Here is a 22,256-nt window from a genome sequence, read left to right on the forward strand (position 1 = left end):
AAATATTTATAGTTAGTTATATTTTGTAAACGGCTTAAGTTCTGCGCTCAATTGTTTTTTAATACTTAAATAGCCTGGATTATTAGTAAGGTTTACCTTTTCGTCCGGATCATTGGCATGATCGTACAATTCTGAACCTGCCTCACCACCATTCCATTCTATATAGCGCCATCTTTTGGTTCGAATGGTATAACCTTGCGCATTTTCATCGTGAAATACTTGAGATATCGCTGGTTTCGCCCATTTGTAATCGGATTCTTGTAAGAAAGGCACTAAACTATTTCCGTCTAATTCCGTTGGAACCTCATGTCCTAAAGCATCGACTAAAGTGGGATAAATATCCAATAACTCTACAGGGGAATTCACCACTTTGTTATGTGCATTTACACCATATCCAGCTAGTATTAATGGCACTTGTAACGCGCGTTCAAAGTTTTTACGTTTGTACCATAATCCTTTTTCTCCCAAGAAATATCCGTGATCTGACCAGAACACGACGATAGTATTTTCAAGGAGATTGTTGTCTTCTAAAGCATCTAAAAGTTTCCCTACTTGGGCGTCGACAAACGAAATACTGGCATAATAGGCTTGTTTACATTTTTTAGCTTCGTCTACCGTGACATTGTAATAAAAAGGCCAACCTATGGTATCGCGTTGTATGGCCATAGCCGGCACATCTTCTAGGTCGCGCTTGGCTTCCTCCAAATCAGGCATCCTTATGTTTTCTATGGGATATAAGTCGAAGTATTTTTTAGGTGCAACGTAAGGACAATGCGGATTAAAAAAGCCTGCGGCGATAAAAAAGGGTTGATCTTTATGTTGCTGTATCATCTCTACAGCTCTATCGGCCACCATACCATCTGTATGCTCATGGTCTTCACTAACCGGATCCCAATAGGCCATGGAAACACCCAGTCGTCCTTTCTTTCCGGTTGTACCACCTGGAAAACGAATAATGCTGTCTTCATATATTTTATCTATACCTACTGGGTTAAATTTCTCGTCCCATGTAAGCGGATCGTCGTGACCATCGGTACCGATATCTCCTGGGTTTCCATGATGAAATATCTTTCCAACTCTCCCAGAATAATAGCCTTTATTTTTAAAAAACTGTCCGAGTGTTACCACATCAGGCTTAAGTTTTCTCAAGTCGTCTCGAAGATGCACAAACCCCGTCGTATTTGGTCTTAAGCCACTCATAACGCTGGCTCTACTCGGACCACAAAGTGGCTGTTGTGCATAAGTCTTATTAAATCGAACGCCCATTTTTGCAAGCCGATCTATATTTGGTGTCTCAACCTGATCACTTCCATAGCAACCAATATCGATGTTTAGATCGTCTGCCGAGATAAATAAAATATTAGGAGGTAAAGGCGCTTTTTCGGCACATGAAAACAACGTAAAAACAGCTAAAAAACATAGTCCTAGAATAGCATGTACACTAGGTTTAATATTGATTATTTTCATAAAACTTCGTTTACTTTTTTAGTTTTTTAAGCGCAGATTTACGCCGTTACAACCCTGCTTAGCCAAGCTAATACGCTAACAATGCACTGAATATGCAAAGTGATTTGAATTTTAAAGATATGTAATCTCAATTAATTGTTTTAATTAAACACCTTTACAAAGAACATTTATCAAAAAAAATAAAAAGTGATGTCGATATCTAACCAATTTATGTAGTTTTCTTACAAAATCCGTGTAACACCAATTTTGAAGTGGCGGTTTTCACTTAAAATTTTATCTTTTTAAACATAAAAAAAGCTTACAAAATCCATATTTTGAATTTTGTAAGCTTTCTTAAAATGTTTACTCAAGCGAAACGAAAGACGTTTAACTAATATCTAGAAGTAATCATTATTATTGTATCGTACGTTTAAACAATTCGCTATATTTCTCATAACCATTGTATTTTACGCCTTCGGTTTTCCAGTGATTTAATTGCTCATCATACACTTTTCTTAGTTTAACAAGTTCAGATTTATATTCGGACTGATTCGCCAGATTCACCAATTCGTAGGGATCATTTTCGATATCAAATAATTCTTCTGTTGGATAGATATCTTTGTTTTCATCTTTATAATACCAATAAATATACTTAAATCTGCTATCCATAACTGTTAAACAATGTGTTGCTTGAGGTCCCCAAACTTGAATAATTGGAAGTGTAGATCGGATTTCAGTTTTAGGATTTTCTATTAACGGACGCATACTCTTACCGTCGTAAAAAGTTGGAATGTCAACGCCGGCATAATCTAAAATGGTCGCTGTAATATCTACATTTCCTGTTATTGCGGTAGTGGTTTCCGCTTTATGTTCTTGTCTCGGATCTACAATAATAAGTGGTACTCTAGCGCCTTCTTCGTAAGGTAAAACTTTAGAACCTAGTCCGTGCGAGCCGTTAAAATAACCGTTATCGGACGAAAATATTATAATGGTATTATCATCTATATTTAATTTTTTTAACTCTGCTAACACCATACCTATAGAATAATCTACTCCATAAATTAGCTGATGGTACTTACGTAGTGCCTCTTGATAGGTATCGTCTTGACTGTATCCCCACTCTTCAAATCTTGGGTACTGTCTTCCCATTTTAGATTGTTTTGACAAATGTGCTCCCGCTTCTCTACCATAATTTGGTAATTTATCGAAAACCACATCTTTATAAATATCGTCGAACATCGGGTCCGGCTCTATAGGCCTGTGTGGCGCTTTAAAAAACAGACTCATACAAAAGGGTTCGCCTTTATCTACAGACTCGTTAATAAAATCGATAGTTGCCGCACCATAAGCACGTGAACTATGCGGATATTTTTCGGCATATTTAGCGATTGTCGGATTATTAATGGTTTGATATTCGGTTTGTCCAGGACCTCCTGCCCAAAAATCGAAATCGTGTTGGGCGACCTCTCCTTCCATTTCCCATTTTTCAGGTTTGTCTGAAACGGCGAAACCAAATTTCCCTGCAAATCCCACACGATAGCCAGCTTGTTTAAGCAACAACGGGTAACTGCTAGACCATTGTTTTGGTCCTAAAGAACCATGAGAGAAGTTACACCCGGTTTTATATTCCAATTGTCCTGTCATAACATTAGCTCTACTTGCCATGCAAATCGCGGTTGTATTATAATGCCGTTTAAAGACCACTCCATTTTCTGCCAGCACATCTAAATTTGGTGTTTTAACTTTGTTGTTCCCAAAATCTTTTTGGGTATCGTAAGATTGATCGTCCGAGAAAAAGAAAATAATGTTGGGCTTCTGTTCGGTTTTACTTTGCGCATAAGAAGATGGCAGGCCAAAGTAGCCAAGCATTAAGCATAAGCTAAGCGTAGTTTTAAAAATCATATTGTTATTAGGTATTAGGGTTGATATGCGATAATCTTTTCCTTAAAAGCACCTGTGGTTAAAAGCGGCTTTTCGGACACTATTTAAAACAACACCGTTAGACGTGTTGGAAGCAAAAGATAAATATATAAAAAAAGCCCATAACATCCACAACTTGGGGCTATAAGCTTACAAATACACCGATAACTGTTGTTAAAAATGCCCTATTTTTGATTATCGGTTAACCAAGGAGATTGAAACGCTTTTGTTTTGGTTAGTTCCTGTTCTAATCGCTCGCGATCTAATTCTAATTCCGAATATTCGAAGCGTTCATAAAGAAGGTTATAAGCAGATTGATGGAATCCGTACGTTTTTAATATATCGAAATCTTTATTTGCCTTTTCAGAATTCAGATTATCGTTATCAAATTCTATCGATAGAAGATTAACTAAAGTGTCGTTTACAAACTCTCTTTCGGAAATGGGTTGAAATGTATCGTCCTGTAAAGCGTTAAATTCTTTGAGGATAGCATATACCATTGCATCATTTTTTTCTGCTTTTCTACGCTCCCAAAATTCGTTATAATATTTACTTTGTAAGTCGGGTGTGTTGTAGGTTAATTCTAAACTATCCATAACCGTTTTAAAATTTCGCTTGATATAGATACCTTCAATTAAAAATGCATTTTCACTTTTAGTAATCAGGTTTTCGAGTTTATCGTAACCAAACGTTTTAAAAGATTCATGAATCATTTTTAAATTCGTCGTCTTTCTTATCCATGTATTTTTTGTCCAATCACCATGTCTTAATGCCGAAAACGAAGCCTCATGTTCGGCGTAAAATGTAGCCTCCCGCTTTTCTTTTTTCACGCAAGATGTAAGTACTATGCTACAGGTTAAAAAGACTAGTATCGATTTCATTGTAATGGTTAAATGGATGAAATAAAACAGATTTACAAGTGGAGATAAGCGGATGCATACACCCCAATTAGGTTATACTAAAAGGACTTTAACTCTGAGGTTTATAATAGTTTTTCTGAAGCCACAATCTAATTTCCTTTCGCAAAGACACTTCAGGTTTTGGCAACGGAATGGTTTGTCCGAACTGCTTGCTTTTGGTAAATTTTGAATAGTTCGCTTTATGTTTCTTCCAAACTTCTGGATACAATTCTAAGAACGTATTAAAAAAACTTTGTTCACTAATTGTGCCTTCTATTTTAGAAAGTACGTCTTTAAATTTTTGATCTTGATCTATAAACATTGTAATGGTATGTGGTAATGAATAAAAGAGTGGATGATTTTTGGGTAGCGCGCCTAACCTAATATGCCACAAATATAAACGATAATCTAGTAGCGTTTCCTGAGATTGAAACTTTTTAGTTTAGCATAAAACATAAAATGCTATTCTAAACGTCCAACATCGCTGTAAGGCCGGACTAGAATATAACACGTCCCGACGGTATTACGCCTTAAGGTCTGTAAGTTTTTCGATAGTATTATAAGCGATCCACGCTTTTAACCTGGCCACATAAAACATCTCGAGATAATTCTTAGATAAAAAGATGTTTGACCAATCAAAGCGTTGTGCCTGAATTCCAAGATAAAAGACATGAACCGCCAATCCCGCTTTTGGGATGCCTTGCAATTCGATATCAGATAATGGTCTTATACTCTGGTAGCCGTCTAGAAAGTGTGTCTTTTTTAGTTCGTAAGTGTCCTTATCTGCTTCAATATGAAATAACTGTTTACAGAAATATCCAATATCTAACACCTGTGCCCCATTGCCACAAAAATCGAAGTCGTAAATGGTAACATCTTTCTCCTGTGTAATCGCCATATTATCGTACCAAATATCCATATGAACCACGCCAGTTGGCACATCCTCAAAATCGGATGTCTGATAGAAATCACGAATCTCTTTTATAAATTCCATCTCTGGTAATGCTTCCGAAAAATGTGTTTTAAGGTGCTCGTAAGGCTGTTCAATAAGCGTTTTTTGGTTGTAAGATATACGGTCGATCTTTGTATTGGCAGTCTGTTTATGAATTTTAGCCATTAACGCACCAATTAAAAAACAGGTGTCCTGATCGATAAATCTAATTTTATCGCCTTCAGCAAACGAAAACAGCACGACATACCTAATCCCTTCAGGAGCTTGAATCTCCTGAATGTATGCGCCATGTTTATCTGGAATAGGAAAAGAAACACTTAAATTATTGTTGTGCAAAAGATTTAAAAGTGCGACCTCTTCATTAATTTCAGATTTCGACCTCCAATTATGACTATACACCCGCAACACGTATTTTGTTTCGTTGTCCGAAAGCATATAGGTGTGGTTCATTCCTGTCCGGAACAGTTTACAGTCGTAATTATCATGAAATCCGTATTGTTCTTTTGCAAATACGCCCAACTCTTTTTCTGAAATTGTAGAGGCTAGTACAGGAAATACTTTCATTATTATAATGGTAGATACCTTATTAGGTTTGGTTTGTTGTGTGTATTAGCGACGAATGTATGGAATTAAAAAGCAACATTAAATAGGCACGCTATTGCATCCCCTATTTAGTACGGCTCAAATATTGTTTTGGTTATTCCATCAGAGCTTTCTTCCACCAAATTTTCACCATCTTTATAAAACGTAACTATCTGTCCTTCTTCCTCTAGATACCGAATGCGATATTGATTATTTCCAAGATTACTCCAATGCCATCCCAGTTCAAAAAGGATAATTCCACATTCTTCAGGAAAATCGGCTGTAATTATTTTGTCGCCACGAATAGATTTATCGGCTGTATATTCTGTGTACAAATGAGGTAGGCATATTGGTAAATCGACTTGTATGTTGGATTCATACTTTTCTATCGCTCTCCATTTTCCGATAATGATATCGGTTTGTGTGATAAGATTTTTGGAAGAAAACCAGAAGCTAGTAAACCAGCAATTAACTTTGGTTTAGCTAAAACTAGCATTTTTTGATACAGTGTTGTGATTAGTGTTTTTTTTATTCTGTTTAGTTTTTAACTCTTATTCGGTCAATTCTATAATTGAATAGTTGTGTTTGTTTTTAGTAATCCTAATATCTTATTTCGATCGGCAATATTATCGTAAAAAATCCAATTTGATATTGTTCCAGTTGATTTTTTATATCGTTTTTCTAATGCAGTAGTATTTCTGTTTATCCAAGCATCGTTGCTCAAGTTATTCAAAATTTCCGAAATTAATTTGTCCGCATATTCATCATCAATTTTCGCCCAATTTTCGATTTCAGGTGTAGTTAATAATTCAATAAAATTTTTCAAATTGGTACTTCTCCAATAGTTTCGTAAAAAGTCTTCGTCTATCTTTAATGAAGTTAGTTTATTAATTTTTTCAAGAGTTTTTTGAGCAGATTCCTTTCCGTTTGCAAATCCGATTATTAATTCCTTTATTTTACTTTTTATTTCTTTCATTGTCGGTTTAGGACATTAATTATAACGGTCTCGTATAAGAATAGTTGCGGGTGTACGTGCGAGGATTTTCCGCAGGAAAATCAGACGTAGTAAACTTGCAACGACCATTGGTTAAGCCCAAAATTGAGCGATTATTTTTATACATTATTGTACGTAGTTTTTATTTTCAGATTCTTATTTTTCAAAATGTTATGTCAAAAATATAGTCAAAATAATGATTAGAATTAAGGCAGTCAAGGCAATTATTATTCTTTCCTTTTTTCGTTCCGATTCCGCTTTCTTTCTAATTTCAGTTCTAATTCGAGCAAGTTCCTCCTCGGAAACTTTTTTAAAGGTCAGTTTTTCAGTTTCACCACTTGAAAAATTCAACTCTCTATTATCAGATTTAAATTTCGGCTTGTTAGATGTTTTCATAGAACGATTTTGTTTCATTCTATTATTCATATCCGCAACGTGTCCAGCTCCTCCGCTCATAATTAATACTTTATTTTCTATTTCAGTTCGGTTTTTCTCAAATTACGTACTACTTCTTTTATAAAAACAAATATAACCGATAATCATGTCGCACTTCCAGATATCAATGCTTTTTTGTCCTTCAATAAAAAAAGCTTACAAAATCAACTACTTGAATTTTAAAGCTCTATATAATTATGATTGATGTTTTTGATATAAATGACTTGTGTTTCACCTCAGTATGCTGATATATTTCAGTTTTTTTTATAACGTATTTCTAACCTAAAATAGTCCAATTGAAGCTCATTCAATAATTAGTATTAGCTGATCAGATTTATTACAAAAGTTAATTTTGATATGAGTTGAAATTCGAAACTACCAAATTCTTAAACCAGTTGCATAGCCTAAACCGATTGACATTACAATTAAGACTCCTATAAGGATATAGATGAATTCTTTTCTTTTTAAAATTTTTTCAATTGCTTTATTACGTTTACCTAAACTACTCATTTTTATAAATTTTAATTCATTTTTTTTGTTTTCCGTCAGTCGAATTTTAATATAATAAAACCTTCAACACAAAACAAATACAGCTCAATTTCTAGATTTGGCAATCCTCTCCAACGGTCCTATCCTAAAATAGGATTACAGGTTTACTACATAATTAGACTGTGAATTAATATGGCTATTTGAGATGTTTTAATTTAAAGATAAATTTATAAAATGTTATGTCTAAACGGTGTGTTCTCTGTCCCAATTAACACACAAATAATGCGCTGGGTTTAATTTAGGTTTATAGAAATATATAGGTTATTTTCATAGTAAATTTTAAATTTCTATGATAAGACCTGAGCTTCCTGAGAATGAATGTAATAGACAATTAGCTGTAGATAAATACCAGCTAATAGATACTTTACCAGAGGAAAGTTATGATAATATTACAGATTTGATGGCCTACATTTGCGATGTTCCCATATCGTTAGTAACGCTATTGGACCGAGATCGTAATTTTTTTAAATCATATTACGGCGTACCTTTCACCGAAACAACTCGGGATCTTTCTTTTTGTGGTCATGCCATTAATTCTGATGACTTACTTACTGTTGTCGAGGATTCGAGACTAGACGAACGGTTCCATGACAACCCTTTGGTACTCGAAAATAATATTGTGTTTTATGCAGGAGCGGCTTTAGTAAATCCGGAAGGTTATAAATTAGGAATGCTTTGTGTTTACGATACCAAACCAAGAACATTATCGGAGGAGCAAAAAAAGGCATTACTTGCCATGGCAAAACAAGTCACTATGCTCATGGAACAGCGATATCAAAATATTTTGCTTAATGAGTTGCAAGACAAATTAAAAAAAAGAAATGAGGATTTAGAAAAGTTTGCAAGGGTGGTGTCTCACGATCTTAAATCGCCTTTAGCCAATATTATTTCTTTAACAGAATTGCTAGAAGATGAAAACCAAGGAAATCTAAACGAAGAATCTCAGCAATATTTAGACTATCTTAAATCGTCTTCTTATTCTTTAAAAAATTATGTCGACGGCCTACTAAAGTACTATAAAAGTGATGAATTAACCAATCATACCGTAGAAAACATAGTAGTCCAAGATCTTTTTGATGAATTAAAAAAAGTGACCAATCCAGAGAAAAGTGTTGTTTTTTATCTTGAAAGTAATGCGACAGCACTTGAAGCAAATAAATCGGCTTTAATGCATGTTTTAATTAATTTGGTCTCAAATTCTATAAAATATAACAGTAAACCAAAAACAGAAATTACTATTAATATTTCGGAAAACGAATCTGATTATGCCTTTTCAGTCCAAGATAATGGAGATGGTATTCCTGAAAAATTTATCGATAAAATCTTTAATCTTTTTACTATTGTTGGTATAGAAGATAAGTACGGAAATATTGGTACTGGTATTGGCTTAGCTTCGGTAAAAAAAATTGTAGATCATCTTGGTGGAGATATAAAGGTGACCTCTACATTGGGCGTAGGTAGCACGTTTTTATTTACAGTTTCAAAAAGACAAACTGGCCATTAGCATCCATTCTTCTATTATCGATTTTCCTTTTAATTTGTCACCAGAAGTCCATTCCTAAGTTTCGTGAAGTCAGAAATTTGTCATTTTTTCTCTTAATTCCAAGAAATTTGTAAGTGAATCTAAATCAATAATTCCGATTTCAATCTCCGATAGAAACCTTATATAATCTTGGGAGTATAGATCGTTCAGTGGTTTTTTCTCTTCAAAATTTGAGCAAGAACTTAAAACCAGAAATAAAATTAATATGTAGTTCAGGTTTTTCATCAAATGCTTGTAGGTACGCGTACTCAGTTCCTATGATTAAAAAAACCAAAAATGCAAATTATATTTTAACCGGGATTTGTAAAAACTGCTTGTAAGTTTTAAACTGCCTAAATAAAATTATTTAGGTAGAGGTTTAATCCCAAATTTCATTCGATTTTGTTAAAATAACAGGATAGTTGTCCGTTACAAGTATGGTGTGTTCGTGTTGTGTTACGTAGCCTCCCTTATTTCCCACTAAGGTCCAACCATCATTAAGTTCGACAGCAACAGTCGAGTTTGTCGAGATAAACGTTTCTATAGCTACTGTTGTGTTTTTCTTGAATCGTTCATTATTACTTTTAACCCTGTAGTTTAAAATGTTTTCAGGCTCTTCGTGTAAACTTCTTCCCACACCGTGACCAGCTAAATTTTTAATGACTTTAAATCCTGATTTTTTTGCTTCAGTTTCTATTAAATATCCTATTTCAGAGATTTTCACGCCACCTTTAATATTTTGGATGGCTTTGCGTAAAATATGTTTAGACGCATCTACAAGCGGTTGGTGATTATGAATATCCTTGCCAAGTATAAAAGAACCTCCATTATCAGACCAAAAACCGTTTAGTTCTGCCGATACATCAATATTAATTAAATCTCCTTTTTTTAATATTTTTTTCTCTGACGGTATGCCGTGTGCCGCCTCTTTATTTATGCTTATACAAGAATAACCAGGAAAGCCATACGTTTCATAAGGTGCAGATTTAGCGCCGTAACGCTTTAAAATTTCACCACCATAATCATCCAGTTCTTTAGTCGACATACCAACTTTAGCATATGCTCTCATTAATCTTAGTGTTGTTCCAACAACTTCACTAATTTTTTTCATTCCTACTAATTCTGATTCTGATGTTATTGACATTTTGTATATATATTAATGGCCTCAACGTTGTAGTATAAGCTATATTAGGTGTTTTAAGCAGTAAAGTTAACAAATAAAAACGGAATAGAATTACCGTAGGATTTTAGTAAAAAGGCCACATAATAGCAATAAAAATAGGTTATGATCCACAGTATTTATTTTTCCAACTTCAATAATTCCGTATATGGATTTCCCTCTAGACCTAATAATTTGGCAAAGGCAGGCTCCGTTTTTATTCCGGTTGATTTTAATTTTTTTATTCTCTGTTTAAATTCAGAACCTTTTTCTTTTAAAATTCTATTTTCAATAATCATATGCCGATATGCATTTTGCTTTTCGGTAGGTATATTTTGACCAAAAATCTCAAACAAAAAATGATCCGTTTTAAATGCCGCAATAGTTGAGTCTATTCCATTTTGTTTTATTGAATAAACTTTAAAGTCTTTTTTGTCAGAAAATTGAGCTAATAAATAGGTCCTAAACTCAGAATGATTTTGACATTCACAAATAATGTCTAAATCACTTTCGGGTATATCAATTTCGATTGGAATAGTTCCAGTTAAAATCGGGTTGTATTTTTTAAGTTTCTCAAAAATATTAAGCTTTTTGATTTCAGAATATGCAAGTCGTTGTCTTGCGTTTCCAGATTTTAAATATTCAATATCTATAAAATTTTCAATCAATTTATGTCTTTTTTTATAAGTCTTGTACTTAAATATGGCTACAGGTTAAAATTGAATTTACACTGATAATTAACACACCGTATTTGGTGTTTTATAATCTAAAGATAAATGAATTGGTATGTTTCTGTATAAATTAATTGCATTTATTAAGGCTCTTTTTAGAATGCGTAAACACTATATTACTTGTCGTACACTTTATGAGCGCATATTACATAAAAATAAGAGCAATAAAGTCGCATTTACAGCCATGGGAAATAAGCTTCTTTAACCTTGTTTTGCCATAGCAAAATCAGGATTATTATATGAGGATGCTCACAGAAGTGCTTAAGCTAAACATTCATGTAGTTTTAATTATTTTTTTTTACCACGGTACTTTATTGTGCGTTAGCTCTATTTTAATTTGGCGAATGAAGTCCTATTCTATTTCCCTCCGTGTCATGAAAAATGGCAAAAAATCCACTCTCATCAGCGTGAGGTGTTTTAGGAAGTATGATTTTACCTCCGTTCTTTTCTATTTTGTCAAGTATAGTTTGCAGATTATCTCCACCATTCAGGAAAATAGTAACTCCGCTCGCAGAAGGTTCAGAACCTTCTCCCTTCACAATAACTCCTGTAACCATTTGGTCTTGATAGGGAAATAAGCCCATTTCCATTCCAGGTAAATCTAAATTTTCAATTTCTATATCTAAAATTTCTTTGTAAAAGTTGATTGCTCTTGAAATGTCAGTTGCTGGAATTTCAAATATTGATATAAAACTTTTCATATTTTTATCGTTTTTGATTATTGTTTCTTTTTTTGGATTTGCTGGGGAAGCAGAAGTATTTTCGTTTCTACATGATACGACGCCACAAGTCAAGGCAATAACTGTGATGAATAAAGTGTATTTCATTTTCCGTTTTATATTTACGGAACAAAATTAGCAGTAGAAAGTCGCTTAAAATTGTAAAAATGCGACACCGTTAAACTATTTATAAAAAACAGCGGAAAGAGCTAAATTTTCGTGATTGATAAACTCTTTGGGATTTATTCCTACAAATTCCCTAAAGTCTTTTATGAAGTGCGCTTGGTCGAAATATTTGCTTTCATAAGCAATATCTGTCAGGTTTTTCGACTTTTGGTTAAGTAGCATTTTTAAAGCAGTTTGTAATCGAATTACCTTTCCCAATTGTTTAGGACTAACTCCAATTTGCTTTTTGAAGTTTCTTTCAAGCTGTCTTCGCTTTGACAAGTCGTCTTTGAGGATTGAGTTTATTGAAGTACTTCCGTTTGCGGATATAAGAGAGTCGATCGTATTTTTTACAATTCTATCAATTGTTTTTTCGTTATTAAGTCTGTCTAGAAGAAAATTTTCAATAATGCTTATTCTTTGTTCTGTATTTTCTGATTTAATTATCTTTTGCTCCAACTCATCGGCGTTTTCTACTTCCAATAGTAGGTTTATAGGCGTTTCTTTATTTGCTAAATTGCTGATTGGTACAGAAACAAAGTTTGCGAACCCATAAGGATAAAATCGGATAGCAAATGTTTTAACAAATCCAGTGGGCTCAATATAAAATGGTTCAATAGTTTGCCCGAGCACCATTGCCCGTGGCTGAATTATAAAATCTTTTTCAGATGTGTACCGTTTTATGTCATCCCCAAGAATAAATGCCAATTCAATACAGCCATCAGGCACTATGCGCTGTTTTTGCGGTTCACACTGTTTTGGAACTTCCAAAGTCCAATAACAACTAACAAGTGATTTTAGGTCAGAATGTGGTTCGAATGTTTGGTAGTTCATTTATTGTTCGGATTTTTTTAGAATGTCTAGTCCTTAAATACAGCTACAGTTAAAATAAGTTTCAAGCTGATAATGAGTACAGCATTTTTAGCGCTTTATAATCTAAAGATAAATGTTATCTTATTTCGCTGTACAAATTAATTACATTTTTTGTAGCCCTTTTGATTAAGCGCAAACACTATAACACTTGTCGTAGACTATGTGAGAGGGTAATAAAAAAAACGTATGAAAGTAGCATTATTAATCGCTGTAACTAATACGTTACTTATACAATGCTTTTCTATTTATTCAAGCGTTTTATTTGTTCTTTCTCTATTTAATAGAAAACTCATAATTATAATAATACTTATTCCGACTACTACTAATCCGTATTTGAATAATCCTGTAAGAAAAAATGTAGGGAATCCACCATAACGACCTTTTTCTGATAGTTTAACAAGTTCAGATATGATGTTGGAATGCTCTAATAAGAAATAAGAAACAATGCAGAATACGCCAATTATGTAAAGTCTTATGATTTTCAATTTTCTTTTATTCCGATTGAATGTCATCTTTAGTTTGAAATTTTCCATCTAAACCCGCAGAGGTTATTAAAAATCCTTTTCCGTTTTCCGATATCTTAAATTCATATTCTCGATTCCAAGCGTCTTTTTTTTCAAATCTTGTCTTAAAGGACTATGTCCAATTAATTCATTTAAATCCGCTGGGTATTGTCCGAGATTTTCATTCCAATTTTTCATTCTTTCACTCATTTCAGATATTTCCTTTTTTGTTTGTTCTGGAAAAACTGATGTGCTTTGATAAGTAAAAAATAGGATAGCACTTAAACTTCCAATGACTAAGACAGCAATTAGCATTAAAGCACTAGGTTGCATAAAATATTTTTGAATTGGTCTTGTAATTCCGTCTTCTTTTTCCTTTTTATTTATCCGATTTTTATGTTTATAATCTCTACGAATTAGTCCAAATTCAGCTAAAGTCGAAAGTATTAATTGTATCATTTGGTTTGTTTCTCAAATGTGGTACAACGTCTTTTATAAAAACAAATATAACCGATAATCAAATCGCACTACTCGATATCAGTACTGTTTATTATTTCTTAATTATTTTCTTGGTGGTATACGTACCATCTTTTGAATACATCTTAACCAAATAAAACCCTTTACTAAGTGCCGAAACATTTATGTTTTCGTCGTTTCCCTGATAAACTAGTACCGACTTTGTATCGTAAATTTCGACTGAAGCCACGTCTACTCCATCAATAAACAGCACATCTTTAACTGGGTTTGGATACAATTTAACACTGCTCGTGGTCTGATCTGTAATAGATAATACATTGTCGTTTGTGGTAAACGAAACTAATTTTGCATTATTAGATATGGGACCAATACTAAAGGTTTCGGACGTAATAAAATATCTATCCGCTTCAATATAAGTTATCGCTTCTGCTTGCATAAACCCTAGGCTCGAAAGCAACGTTTGCGTGTTTGTACCTGAAAAAACATCACTATCTGTAAATTTTTCACTCACCCAAACAAAAGGTTGTAACACCGTATTATAGCCTACTAAATATACCTTTTGGGTTAACGGATTATAGGTGGCCCCAGTTATTAAACCGCCACTAGCTAAAGTTGTTGTTAAGGCATTGACAGAGAATGTGCCGCTATTTTTAGGAATGGCGTAGGCTTTTGTGGTCCCATTTACCCAATTTTTAGTGAACAAAATCAAGTTATTGGTATCTAAAGCAATAAGTGCTTCTGCATCCCATGCTGTTGCATTGGGCGTGGCCGTAAAATCGTCTTGATCTGAATAGCTAAAGTTTGTAATTTCTGCAGTTACCGCGTCGGCACTTAGATAGTCACTTTTATTAATAGTGTAAATTTTTAAATCGGTTCTATTTCCACTATTGTTTCCTATATCGCCTATATAAATAGAGGTGTCATCTTGAGCAATATCTTCCCAATCTATGTTTGTAGCATTGGTAATTGTAACGGTTCTTGTTACTAATCCAGAAATGGTATCTAGCTCATAAAGTTTATTTTCATTACCCGAATCGTTGTGGAGAATAAGTTTGTCGTTAAAAAAAATAGCTCCAGACGATTCATGTAATGTTGTGGGTAAATCAAACTTTTCTTGAACATTCTCGACTTGGCCTAGCATATGGTAGGTGCTGAAAACAAATGCGGTTATTATAATTATATGTTTCATAGGTATTTATCGTTTGTAGGATTTGGGATTAAAACTCTATGTAATATACATATGTTTATTTGAGATGAAAACAATCCGCTATTATTTTTATGATATACATAGCGGCATACAACATACCTTTAGTATATATATGCAAGGACAACCGGATCACTTAAACACCTCATTTTTAAACAAAAGAGGCGTTTTAAATGAGTTTAATAAGGCCATAAACTGTGCCAGACTTCGTATTAAGTCTAAGACTTAGTTTTACCCCGTGCTATTTTAGTTTATATGTTACTTGAACATAGATACTATTTGTCCTGAACTTAAAGGTATCTGTTTTATATAACTCTGATAGGGCAAACTGATGGTTATATCCTATTCCAACATCAGAACGTTCCAAAAGCTTGTAAGTGATTAAAGCACCAACAAAACCCTCTAAAAAATAACCGTTACTATGTGTTTTTAAATCATTTTTAATTTCAATATTATGATTCAATCCTGCTTTTAAAATGGGTTTAAAATGTCCTGATAACAAACTATAATCTACTGCAAATGGAATTACTAAAAACCTCTGTTTTATATGCTCTGGGGAATACCCTGGAAAAGTTCCTATAAAGTCACAGGTAGCACAACTATACGTTCCTGTAAAATCTTTATTCGCGTATAACAGTCCGGATGATACTCTTAGTTTTTCCCTAATATCGTATTGTGTATTTACCCCAACACTATAATTAGTCTTGTTTAATTTAACGGCGTAGCCATTAACGTTTCCCTCCGTTACAAGATAATCGTTTCGCTGTCCGTTATCGGTAGATAATTTATCTATTGAATATTCTATTCCCACATGCCATTTGGAATCGGATTGTGCATAAACGCCAATCTGAACTAACAGAAATAAAATAAGTAATCGTTTTGTCGTGTCTTTCATACTTTTAATTGCCATTACTATATATCATGTTCTCTAAAGCGTATGTACCTGTATCGTTGAAGATTTTTAATAAAAATTGTTGCATGTTTACGGGCTCTGTTTTTTAAAGTTACCGTCATGACTAAGCATTAATTGTTTATGGTACTCACGGTAGACTAATTTTTAATGAGTTTAATACGTTTTTTTCATTTTCGGATAAAACGCTGTTAATTTCAGTCCAATTATTGTTTTCTACTAATGCCTTGAGTTTATTCCATTGCTTTGCGATGTCTATATTTTCTAATCTTTGGTGATACTCTATTTCATGTTCTAATATTTTAATAGCCTCTTTTACTTGATGCTGTTTAAGTTCTGAAAACAAAATTAGAAATTGTGATTTATAAATATCCTCTCCTCCACACTTTGAATAAAAAGGAAATATGTAAGGCTGATTTACTATTTTTTCGGTAGAATTATAGGCCTCAAAAAATGGAAGAATATTATTAATGATGCGCTCGGACAAGTAATGCGCTAATATTTCATACTCTTGAGATATTCTAAAATGTTTTCTACTAGTTGGATCAATGTCCTCTATCTTTTTTGACCCTACTACATAATATGCATTGGTTAGACCTTCCCAACAGTATGGCACTAATCCAATACGGATCTCTAGAGTGTCTGTCGCTCCGGACCAACTACCGCGATTATCAATATCTATAACTTCTAGCAAATCGTTTGTTAGTCTGTAATGCTTTCTACCTTTCTTTTTAAATCCGTATGCCTTAAGGTTGGCACCAATTATATTATTTAATGCGTTATAAGCCGACTTCCATTCTGTTTTTGGCAAGCTCCTAAAAACATTAATCTGCTCAAATTCCGATTGTTCAGATACCGAATTTGAGCTCTGCTTTTTAGTTTTACCAAAAATATTGAAGTACTTCATTATTGATTTTTAAAGCTTTTAACTAACGTATGCCTGAAACTAGTTTCAGTTATAATCTCCTAAAATAATAAACATGGACTGAGATTATCATGATTCCGAAAGAATTTTATTTAGCTATTTTTTTTATCCCATGTATACACCCGTATATTTTCTAATGCACGTTTTCTTTCTAAAATCAGATTTATGTTGTCTGTCCATTGGAAGCCCGTTTTGTCGCTATAATTCAAAACCATGTTATCGGTCTTAATATGGTTTACTAGGATTGATAATTCAGACAATGCATTATCCATATCCGCTTCTTCATAACAAGAGATATACGTATGGAGGTCTGTTTTTCCGCTAGGATCTTCCAGTCCTATTGTGATTTATGCATTATAGGTAGCTACCCAAATAGAGAATTCGTCTGTCGGGTTTCTGCAGTCACAATCAAAAGATTTATCCCCATTGTACCTTATGGTTTTAACAAATTCCGGAAAGTTTTCAGTCAAAAATGATTTTACTAATTCCGAAAAACGATCTTGAATCATCTTGTTTTTATAAGCATTTTCTCTATTTTACAAGACTTAAAATCTAACATTTAAAACAACTCCAGCATGCTTGAAAACTAAACATGAGGTTGTAACCATTTATGTAATGTTTTAAACAAGTCTTCCTGTGCCACAGGTTTTACTAAAAAGTCTACACATCCCATTTCAAAGCATTTCTGTTTTTCGTCTACCATAACATTAGCGGTTTGCATAATAATTTTGGCTTCTGGATCTAAAATTAAAATTTTACCTAAAGCTTCTATTCCACTCATTTCTGGCATGCGTATATCTAATAAAACAACATCTATTTTTGGTGTATTTTGGTAAACAGCTATAGCTTCTTTCCCAGTACTTGCAAATAAAATGTGCGCACCCGTATTTTTTAGTATTAACATATAAAGTTTCTGAAACAACTTCCCATCTTCTACTATTAAAATAGTTTTCTCCTTAAGAAAATCGATGTCTCGAATATTAAATTTTTTGGTGTTTTCGTCTTGGAGCTTTTCTATTTTTAACGGAATTGTAAATTCGAACAAAGAACCAGCCCTAAATACTGAGCTCACCATTATATCTCCGCCCAATAGGTTAACAATACCTTTACAAATAGAAAGTCCTAAACCTGTACCTCCACCATATTTTTCACTACTCTCGTAGTTTAATTGTTTAAAGCGTTCAAATATTTCAGATTGTTTATCCTTTTCAATTCCTATACCTTGATCTTTTACAAAAAACTTTAAATAATCTCCTTCTACATTAAAACCAAAAAATATTTCACCTTGTTCTGAAAATTTTAAAGCATTATTCAATAAGTTAGAAATAACTTGTTGCAATCGATGTTCATCTGTGAGTAATACTAAATCCCGATATGCTTCTGGGATGTGTGTTCTAAATGTAATATTTTGCTTAAGTCTTACTATTTTTAACTGATTGTAAGTAATTTCCAGGTTATTAATTAAATCTGGAATATGGCAAGGCTTTTCAATAATTTTAATTTCATTAGATTCTATTTTAGCAATATCTATAATGTCATCAATTAAATTTAAAAGTTGCTTAGAATTACTATCTATAATATCCAGATACTTAATACGTTCCGGTTGCGGTAAATCGTCATTTTTCAACAATTCAGAAAATCCTAAAATCCCACTCATTGGTGTTCGGATTTCATGACTCATATTTGCTAAGAAATAGTTTTTATGAAGATTTGCATTTTCAGCGAGTTGTTTAGCTTTTATCAACTCAAGTTCATTGCGCTTTTGTTGGGTAATATCTCTAGCGGCACCGCGTAAACCAACAACATTACCGGTTTCATCTTTTACAATTTCTCCTTGTGTCCACATCCAGCCAAGCTCGTTATTATGCTTAATTATCTCTAATTCTAACTGATAAGGTTCACCTGTGCGTTTGGTGTTCTCTATGGCCTTGGTTATTCTTTCCCAGCTCTCTTCTTTAAAGAGTTTTTTATGTTCTGTATATTCCGGAACAGATTTATTAGGATCTAACTTATACATTTTATAAAGCTCCGAAGTCCATGTCACATTATCAGTTGCTAAATCTAAATACCAGCTACCTACATGTGTTATTTCTTGAACTCTAAACAGTTCTTTTTCGCTTTTCTTAAGCGCTTCTTTTTTATGAAGTAATTCGGTTATATCGGTAAACGTCGCACCAAACTCGCCTTCAACGGGAGAAAATAAATGAACATAAAAGCACTTACCATCTAAGGTTCTATATTCTTCTATGGCTTGCTCTTCTCCAGTTAAAGCTGTTTTTCCAAAAGTAGAAATCCACTCGGTTGGATCGTGTTTTAAGTAATGAATAACCTCATTAAGCTCATTACCGATTAGTAATTTTTTATCTACTCCTAACAGTTCTTCGTATTTTGGATTTACATCTAAATATTTCCAACCAATAGGCACGCCTTTTATATCTGTTACAATTTTGGCGTGCAGAAAACCTTCGTTTAAATTTTCAAAAAGCCTCTGATACTTTATACCTGTAGCGACTAATTCTTCTTCAGTATGCTTCAGGTCATTAATATTATACAACGTAATAACAACACCATTTACCGTTTTATTTTCTGTAATAAAAGGACTAATTCGTTTTAAATAATAATTATTATTAATATCCTTTACTTGCTTTTCTATAACGGTAAGCTTATCTAAAACAAGCTTAGAATCTTTAATAATTAAATCCCTAGTTTCTTGGGTAAAATTTGAAGTAAAACTAGAAAGCGGACGCCCATAATCTGCTTCATGCAAATTAAAGACCTCTTTAAGACCTGGTGTAAATTTTCGAATACGTAAATCTCTATCTAAAAACAGCGTGGCAATACCCGTATTGTCTAATAAATTCGAGACATCATTATTTAAATTGGTTAACTCTTTATTTTTTTCTTGCATTTCGATATTTACCGAATACAATTCTTCGTTAACAGACTGTAATTCTTCATTAGCACTTTGGAGCTCTTCATTAGATGCCATTAATTCCTCATTGGTAGATTGTAATTCTTCATTACTTGTTTCCAATTCTTCTATAGCATTCTGTAACTCTGTTTTCGCTATTTTTAACTCGTTTTCTAAATCTTCTAAACGCTGACTCGACACATGGTCTAGATTTATGTTTGTAATCTCTAAAGGCTGGGGAGCGACCTCTTCCTTATCGTTACTAAACTCTATCAAATAACAACTATCCATGTTATCGTCGATATTCGCTTTATGGAAGTATAGATCGAATAAAAAATTACCATTATCCGTTTTATTTACAACATCCTTAATTACAATGTCCTGATTTCCTTCTTCAAGGCGTTTAATACCACTTCTTATAATGGTAGCAATATCCGGGCTTACAGTTTTTAATACGTTATGCTCAAAGACACCTTCGTTATGTGTTAATCGCTTTCCTGCATCTCCTTTAATAAACAGAATATTAAAATGTTTATCGATAAAAATAGAGGCCGGACTAAACTTTTTGCTTAAGAATTTATGAAAATATAATTCCGGATTGCCTTTGGTTTTATACAGAGGCTCAATATGTGGTGTCAGTGCAGACGGGTATTTATGGGCAATGGTAGAAATACGTCCGCCGTTATTAGAATGCAATGGTATTTGCTTGGACTCGGATATGTTTTGGAAAATTTTCCACTTCACATCAATAGGCTTAAAACAATCCGATACTTCTCCTAAAGATTCGCTAGTTCCTAAAAACAAATATGAAAACTGATTTAAAGCAAATTGAAAGTTAAACATCACTTTCTTTTGGATTTTATTGTCAAAATAAATCAATAAATTTCGACAAGTAATTAAATCCATTCTTATAAAAGGTGGGTCTTTTATTAGGTTATGATTGGAAAATACTATTTTTTCACGAATGCGTTTTATAATTTGGAATTTATTTCCAATGCCCACAAAATAAGTATCTAAATATACTTTTTCTATATCTTTTATAATATTTACATGATACATACCATGTCCCGCAATAGCGAGTGCCCTAGAATCTATGTCGGTTGCAAATACTTTAAAATCTATATTAAGCTGATGGGTACGAATATAATCGTCTAGTAAAATGGCTAGCGTATATACTTCCTCACCCGTAGAACAGCCCGCAACCCAAACCCGTATGGTCTCATTTCTACTTTTAGATTTACATATGTTAGGTATAACTTCTTTTTTTAACCGAATAAAGGCGTCACGATCTCTAAAAAAACGCGTTACACCAATTAAAAAATCTTCTTTTAACGCCTTTTGTTCTGCGGTGTCACTGGATAAAAACGTCTTATAATCCAATACATGTTCAATATTATTAATGTCCATCCGTTTTTCTAAACGTCTTAATAATGTGTTGCTTTTATATTCTCTAAAATCAATACCAGAATACTCATAAATAATGGTAAGAATATCGTTGACTAAGGTTTCGTTCGAGGCGTTTTCCTCTAATTTTGCGGTAAGTAACCCCCTATTAATGGGCTTTTTACAAAATATTTCTGCTATTTTTTGCGGATTTAAAATGTAATCTACACAATTGGTAGAAATGGCCGCATTAGGCATTCCATCAAACTGAGCCGTTATAGGATTTTGCACAATAATAGTCCCGCCAGCTTCTTTTATGGTTTTTATTCCTCTGGATCCATCAGAACCTGTTCCAGATAAAATAACACCTATAGAATTATCTTTATACGCTTCGCCTAAGGTGTGAAAAAAGATATCTATTGGGAGGTTTAAATTAGGTTTAGGTTCTTTATCTAATACATAGAGTTTCGAACCCTGAATGTGTAATTTTTTACTACTCTGATTTAAGTAAATACAATTAGGCTTTATAGTCTGCTTATCTTCTGCTGTAAAAATTGGCATACTGGTATGCCTACTTAACAATTCTGGCATTAAACTTTTAAAATCGGGAGAGAGATGCTGAATAATAATAAATGCCATGCCGGTATTATTGGGGATGTTATCAAACAAGGTTTGTATAGCATCTAATCCTCCGGCAGAAGCGCCAATACCAACAACATAAAAATTGGATTTTTTGTTTTTCATAGCTATTAATTGAAATTACAATTTCTAAAGTACTGCTTTTTTATTTTGTAAAGTTTTGAATTGAAACCAGTCAAAAACACAAAAACATTAATCGATTGATAATCAACACCATGGGCTCACGTTTTTTTAAACACATTTTTTTCTATTACTACAAACACCCCATCCACAAGTAAGCTTTTTCTTTCTTTTATGGCTATAAAAATCTGTAAATGATATTCTTAGAATACAAACGAATTACCCACACAGTTGTATC

General features: G+C 33.2%; 18 protein-coding genes. 1 reads left to right on the forward strand and 17 read right to left on the reverse strand.

Going from position 1 to position 22,256, the window contains the following annotated elements; all coding sequences use genetic code 11:
* Nucleotides 1–12: 12 nt before the first annotated feature.
* The 8 genes from ACKC83_RS15775 to ACKC83_RS15810 all read right to left on the reverse strand — a co-directional run bounded on the left by ACKC83_RS15775 (nucleotide 13) and on the right by ACKC83_RS15810 (nucleotide 7,249).
* Nucleotides 13–1,467: a sulfatase gene (locus ACKC83_RS15775; protein WP_434036263.1), complete on the reverse strand. Its 1,455-nt coding sequence runs from the start codon at nucleotides 1,465–1,467 to the stop codon at nucleotides 13–15.
* Between the two features lie 393 nt (nucleotides 1,468–1,860).
* On the reverse strand, nucleotides 1,861–3,348 hold the full coding sequence (locus ACKC83_RS15780; RefSeq protein ID WP_434036264.1) for a sulfatase family protein: 1,488 nt from the start codon (nucleotides 3,346–3,348) through the stop codon (nucleotides 1,861–1,863).
* Between the two features lie 203 nt (nucleotides 3,349–3,551).
* Nucleotides 3,552–4,247 carry a hypothetical protein gene (locus ACKC83_RS15785; protein WP_434036265.1) on the reverse strand — a complete coding sequence of 232 codons (696 nt, stop codon included), beginning with the start codon at nucleotides 4,245–4,247 and terminating at the stop codon, nucleotides 3,552–3,554.
* A gap of 88 nt (nucleotides 4,248–4,335) precedes the next feature.
* A complete protein-coding gene (locus ACKC83_RS15790; protein WP_434036266.1) occupies nucleotides 4,336–4,587 on the reverse strand; it encodes a hypothetical protein in 252 nt (83 codons plus the stop codon).
* 201 nt (nucleotides 4,588–4,788) lie between these two features.
* Entirely contained in the window at nucleotides 4,789–5,781 is a 993-nt protein-coding gene (locus ACKC83_RS15795; protein WP_434036267.1) for a phosphotransferase, read from the reverse strand.
* 107 nt (nucleotides 5,782–5,888) lie between these two features.
* The gene (locus ACKC83_RS15800; protein ID WP_434036268.1) at nucleotides 5,889–6,134 is read right to left on the reverse strand and encodes a hypothetical protein; all 246 of its coding nucleotides are present in this window, start codon (nucleotides 6,132–6,134) and stop codon (nucleotides 5,889–5,891) included.
* Nucleotides 6,135–6,364: 230 nt separating this feature from the next.
* The gene (locus ACKC83_RS15805; RefSeq protein ID WP_434036269.1) at nucleotides 6,365–6,775 is read right to left on the reverse strand and encodes a hypothetical protein; all 411 of its coding nucleotides are present in this window, start codon (nucleotides 6,773–6,775) and stop codon (nucleotides 6,365–6,367) included.
* 189 nt (nucleotides 6,776–6,964) lie between these two features.
* Nucleotides 6,965–7,249 carry a hypothetical protein gene (locus ACKC83_RS15810; RefSeq protein ID WP_434036270.1) on the reverse strand — a complete coding sequence of 95 codons (285 nt, stop codon included), beginning with the start codon at nucleotides 7,247–7,249 and terminating at the stop codon, nucleotides 6,965–6,967.
* A gap of 817 nt (nucleotides 7,250–8,066) precedes the next feature.
* On the opposite strand from ACKC83_RS15810, the gene ACKC83_RS15815 reads away from it, so the two are divergent.
* Nucleotides 8,067–9,281 carry a sensor histidine kinase gene (locus ACKC83_RS15815; protein WP_434036271.1) on the forward strand — a complete coding sequence of 405 codons (1,215 nt, stop codon included), beginning with the start codon at nucleotides 8,067–8,069 and terminating at the stop codon, nucleotides 9,279–9,281.
* A 397-nt stretch (nucleotides 9,282–9,678) separates the two neighbouring features.
* Here the strand turns inward: ACKC83_RS15815 and map are convergent, their stop codons facing one another.
* The 9 genes from map to ACKC83_RS15860 form a co-directional block, all read right to left on the reverse strand.
* Nucleotides 9,679–10,443 carry a type I methionyl aminopeptidase gene (gene map / locus ACKC83_RS15820; RefSeq protein ID WP_434036272.1) on the reverse strand — a complete coding sequence of 255 codons (765 nt, stop codon included), beginning with the start codon at nucleotides 10,441–10,443 and terminating at the stop codon, nucleotides 9,679–9,681.
* Nucleotides 10,444–10,598: 155 nt separating this feature from the next.
* Nucleotides 10,599–11,126: a DUF4269 domain-containing protein gene (locus ACKC83_RS15825; RefSeq protein ID WP_434036273.1), complete on the reverse strand. Its 528-nt coding sequence runs from the start codon at nucleotides 11,124–11,126 to the stop codon at nucleotides 10,599–10,601.
* Nucleotides 11,127–11,521: 395 nt separating this feature from the next.
* Nucleotides 11,522–12,016: a VOC family protein gene (locus tag ACKC83_RS15830; RefSeq protein ID WP_434036274.1), complete on the reverse strand. Its 495-nt coding sequence runs from the start codon at nucleotides 12,014–12,016 to the stop codon at nucleotides 11,522–11,524.
* 75 nt (nucleotides 12,017–12,091) lie between these two features.
* The gene (locus tag ACKC83_RS15835; RefSeq protein ID WP_434036275.1) at nucleotides 12,092–12,907 is read right to left on the reverse strand and encodes an AraC family transcriptional regulator; all 816 of its coding nucleotides are present in this window, start codon (nucleotides 12,905–12,907) and stop codon (nucleotides 12,092–12,094) included.
* A 590-nt stretch (nucleotides 12,908–13,497) separates the two neighbouring features.
* Entirely contained in the window at nucleotides 13,498–13,908 is a 411-nt protein-coding gene (locus ACKC83_RS15840) for a hypothetical protein (protein WP_434036276.1), read from the reverse strand.
* Nucleotides 13,909–13,999: 91 nt separating this feature from the next.
* Entirely contained in the window at nucleotides 14,000–15,115 is a 1,116-nt protein-coding gene (locus ACKC83_RS15845) for a T9SS type A sorting domain-containing protein (RefSeq protein ID WP_434036277.1), read from the reverse strand.
* Nucleotides 15,116–15,371: 256 nt separating this feature from the next.
* Nucleotides 15,372–16,025 carry an outer membrane beta-barrel protein gene (locus ACKC83_RS15850; RefSeq protein ID WP_434036278.1) on the reverse strand — a complete coding sequence of 218 codons (654 nt, stop codon included), beginning with the start codon at nucleotides 16,023–16,025 and terminating at the stop codon, nucleotides 15,372–15,374.
* Between the two features lie 145 nt (nucleotides 16,026–16,170).
* On the reverse strand, nucleotides 16,171–16,947 hold the full coding sequence (locus ACKC83_RS15855) for a hypothetical protein (protein ID WP_434036279.1): 777 nt from the start codon (nucleotides 16,945–16,947) through the stop codon (nucleotides 16,171–16,173).
* Between the two features lie 604 nt (nucleotides 16,948–17,551).
* A complete protein-coding gene (locus ACKC83_RS15860) occupies nucleotides 17,552–22,003 on the reverse strand; it encodes a chemotaxis protein CheB (RefSeq protein WP_434036280.1) in 4,452 nt (1,483 codons plus the stop codon).
* Nucleotides 22,004–22,256 lie beyond the last annotated feature (253 nt).

Source organism: Formosa bonchosmolovskayae, from assembly GCF_051016085.1.
Classification (GTDB): domain Bacteria; phylum Bacteroidota; class Bacteroidia; order Flavobacteriales; family Flavobacteriaceae; genus Formosa.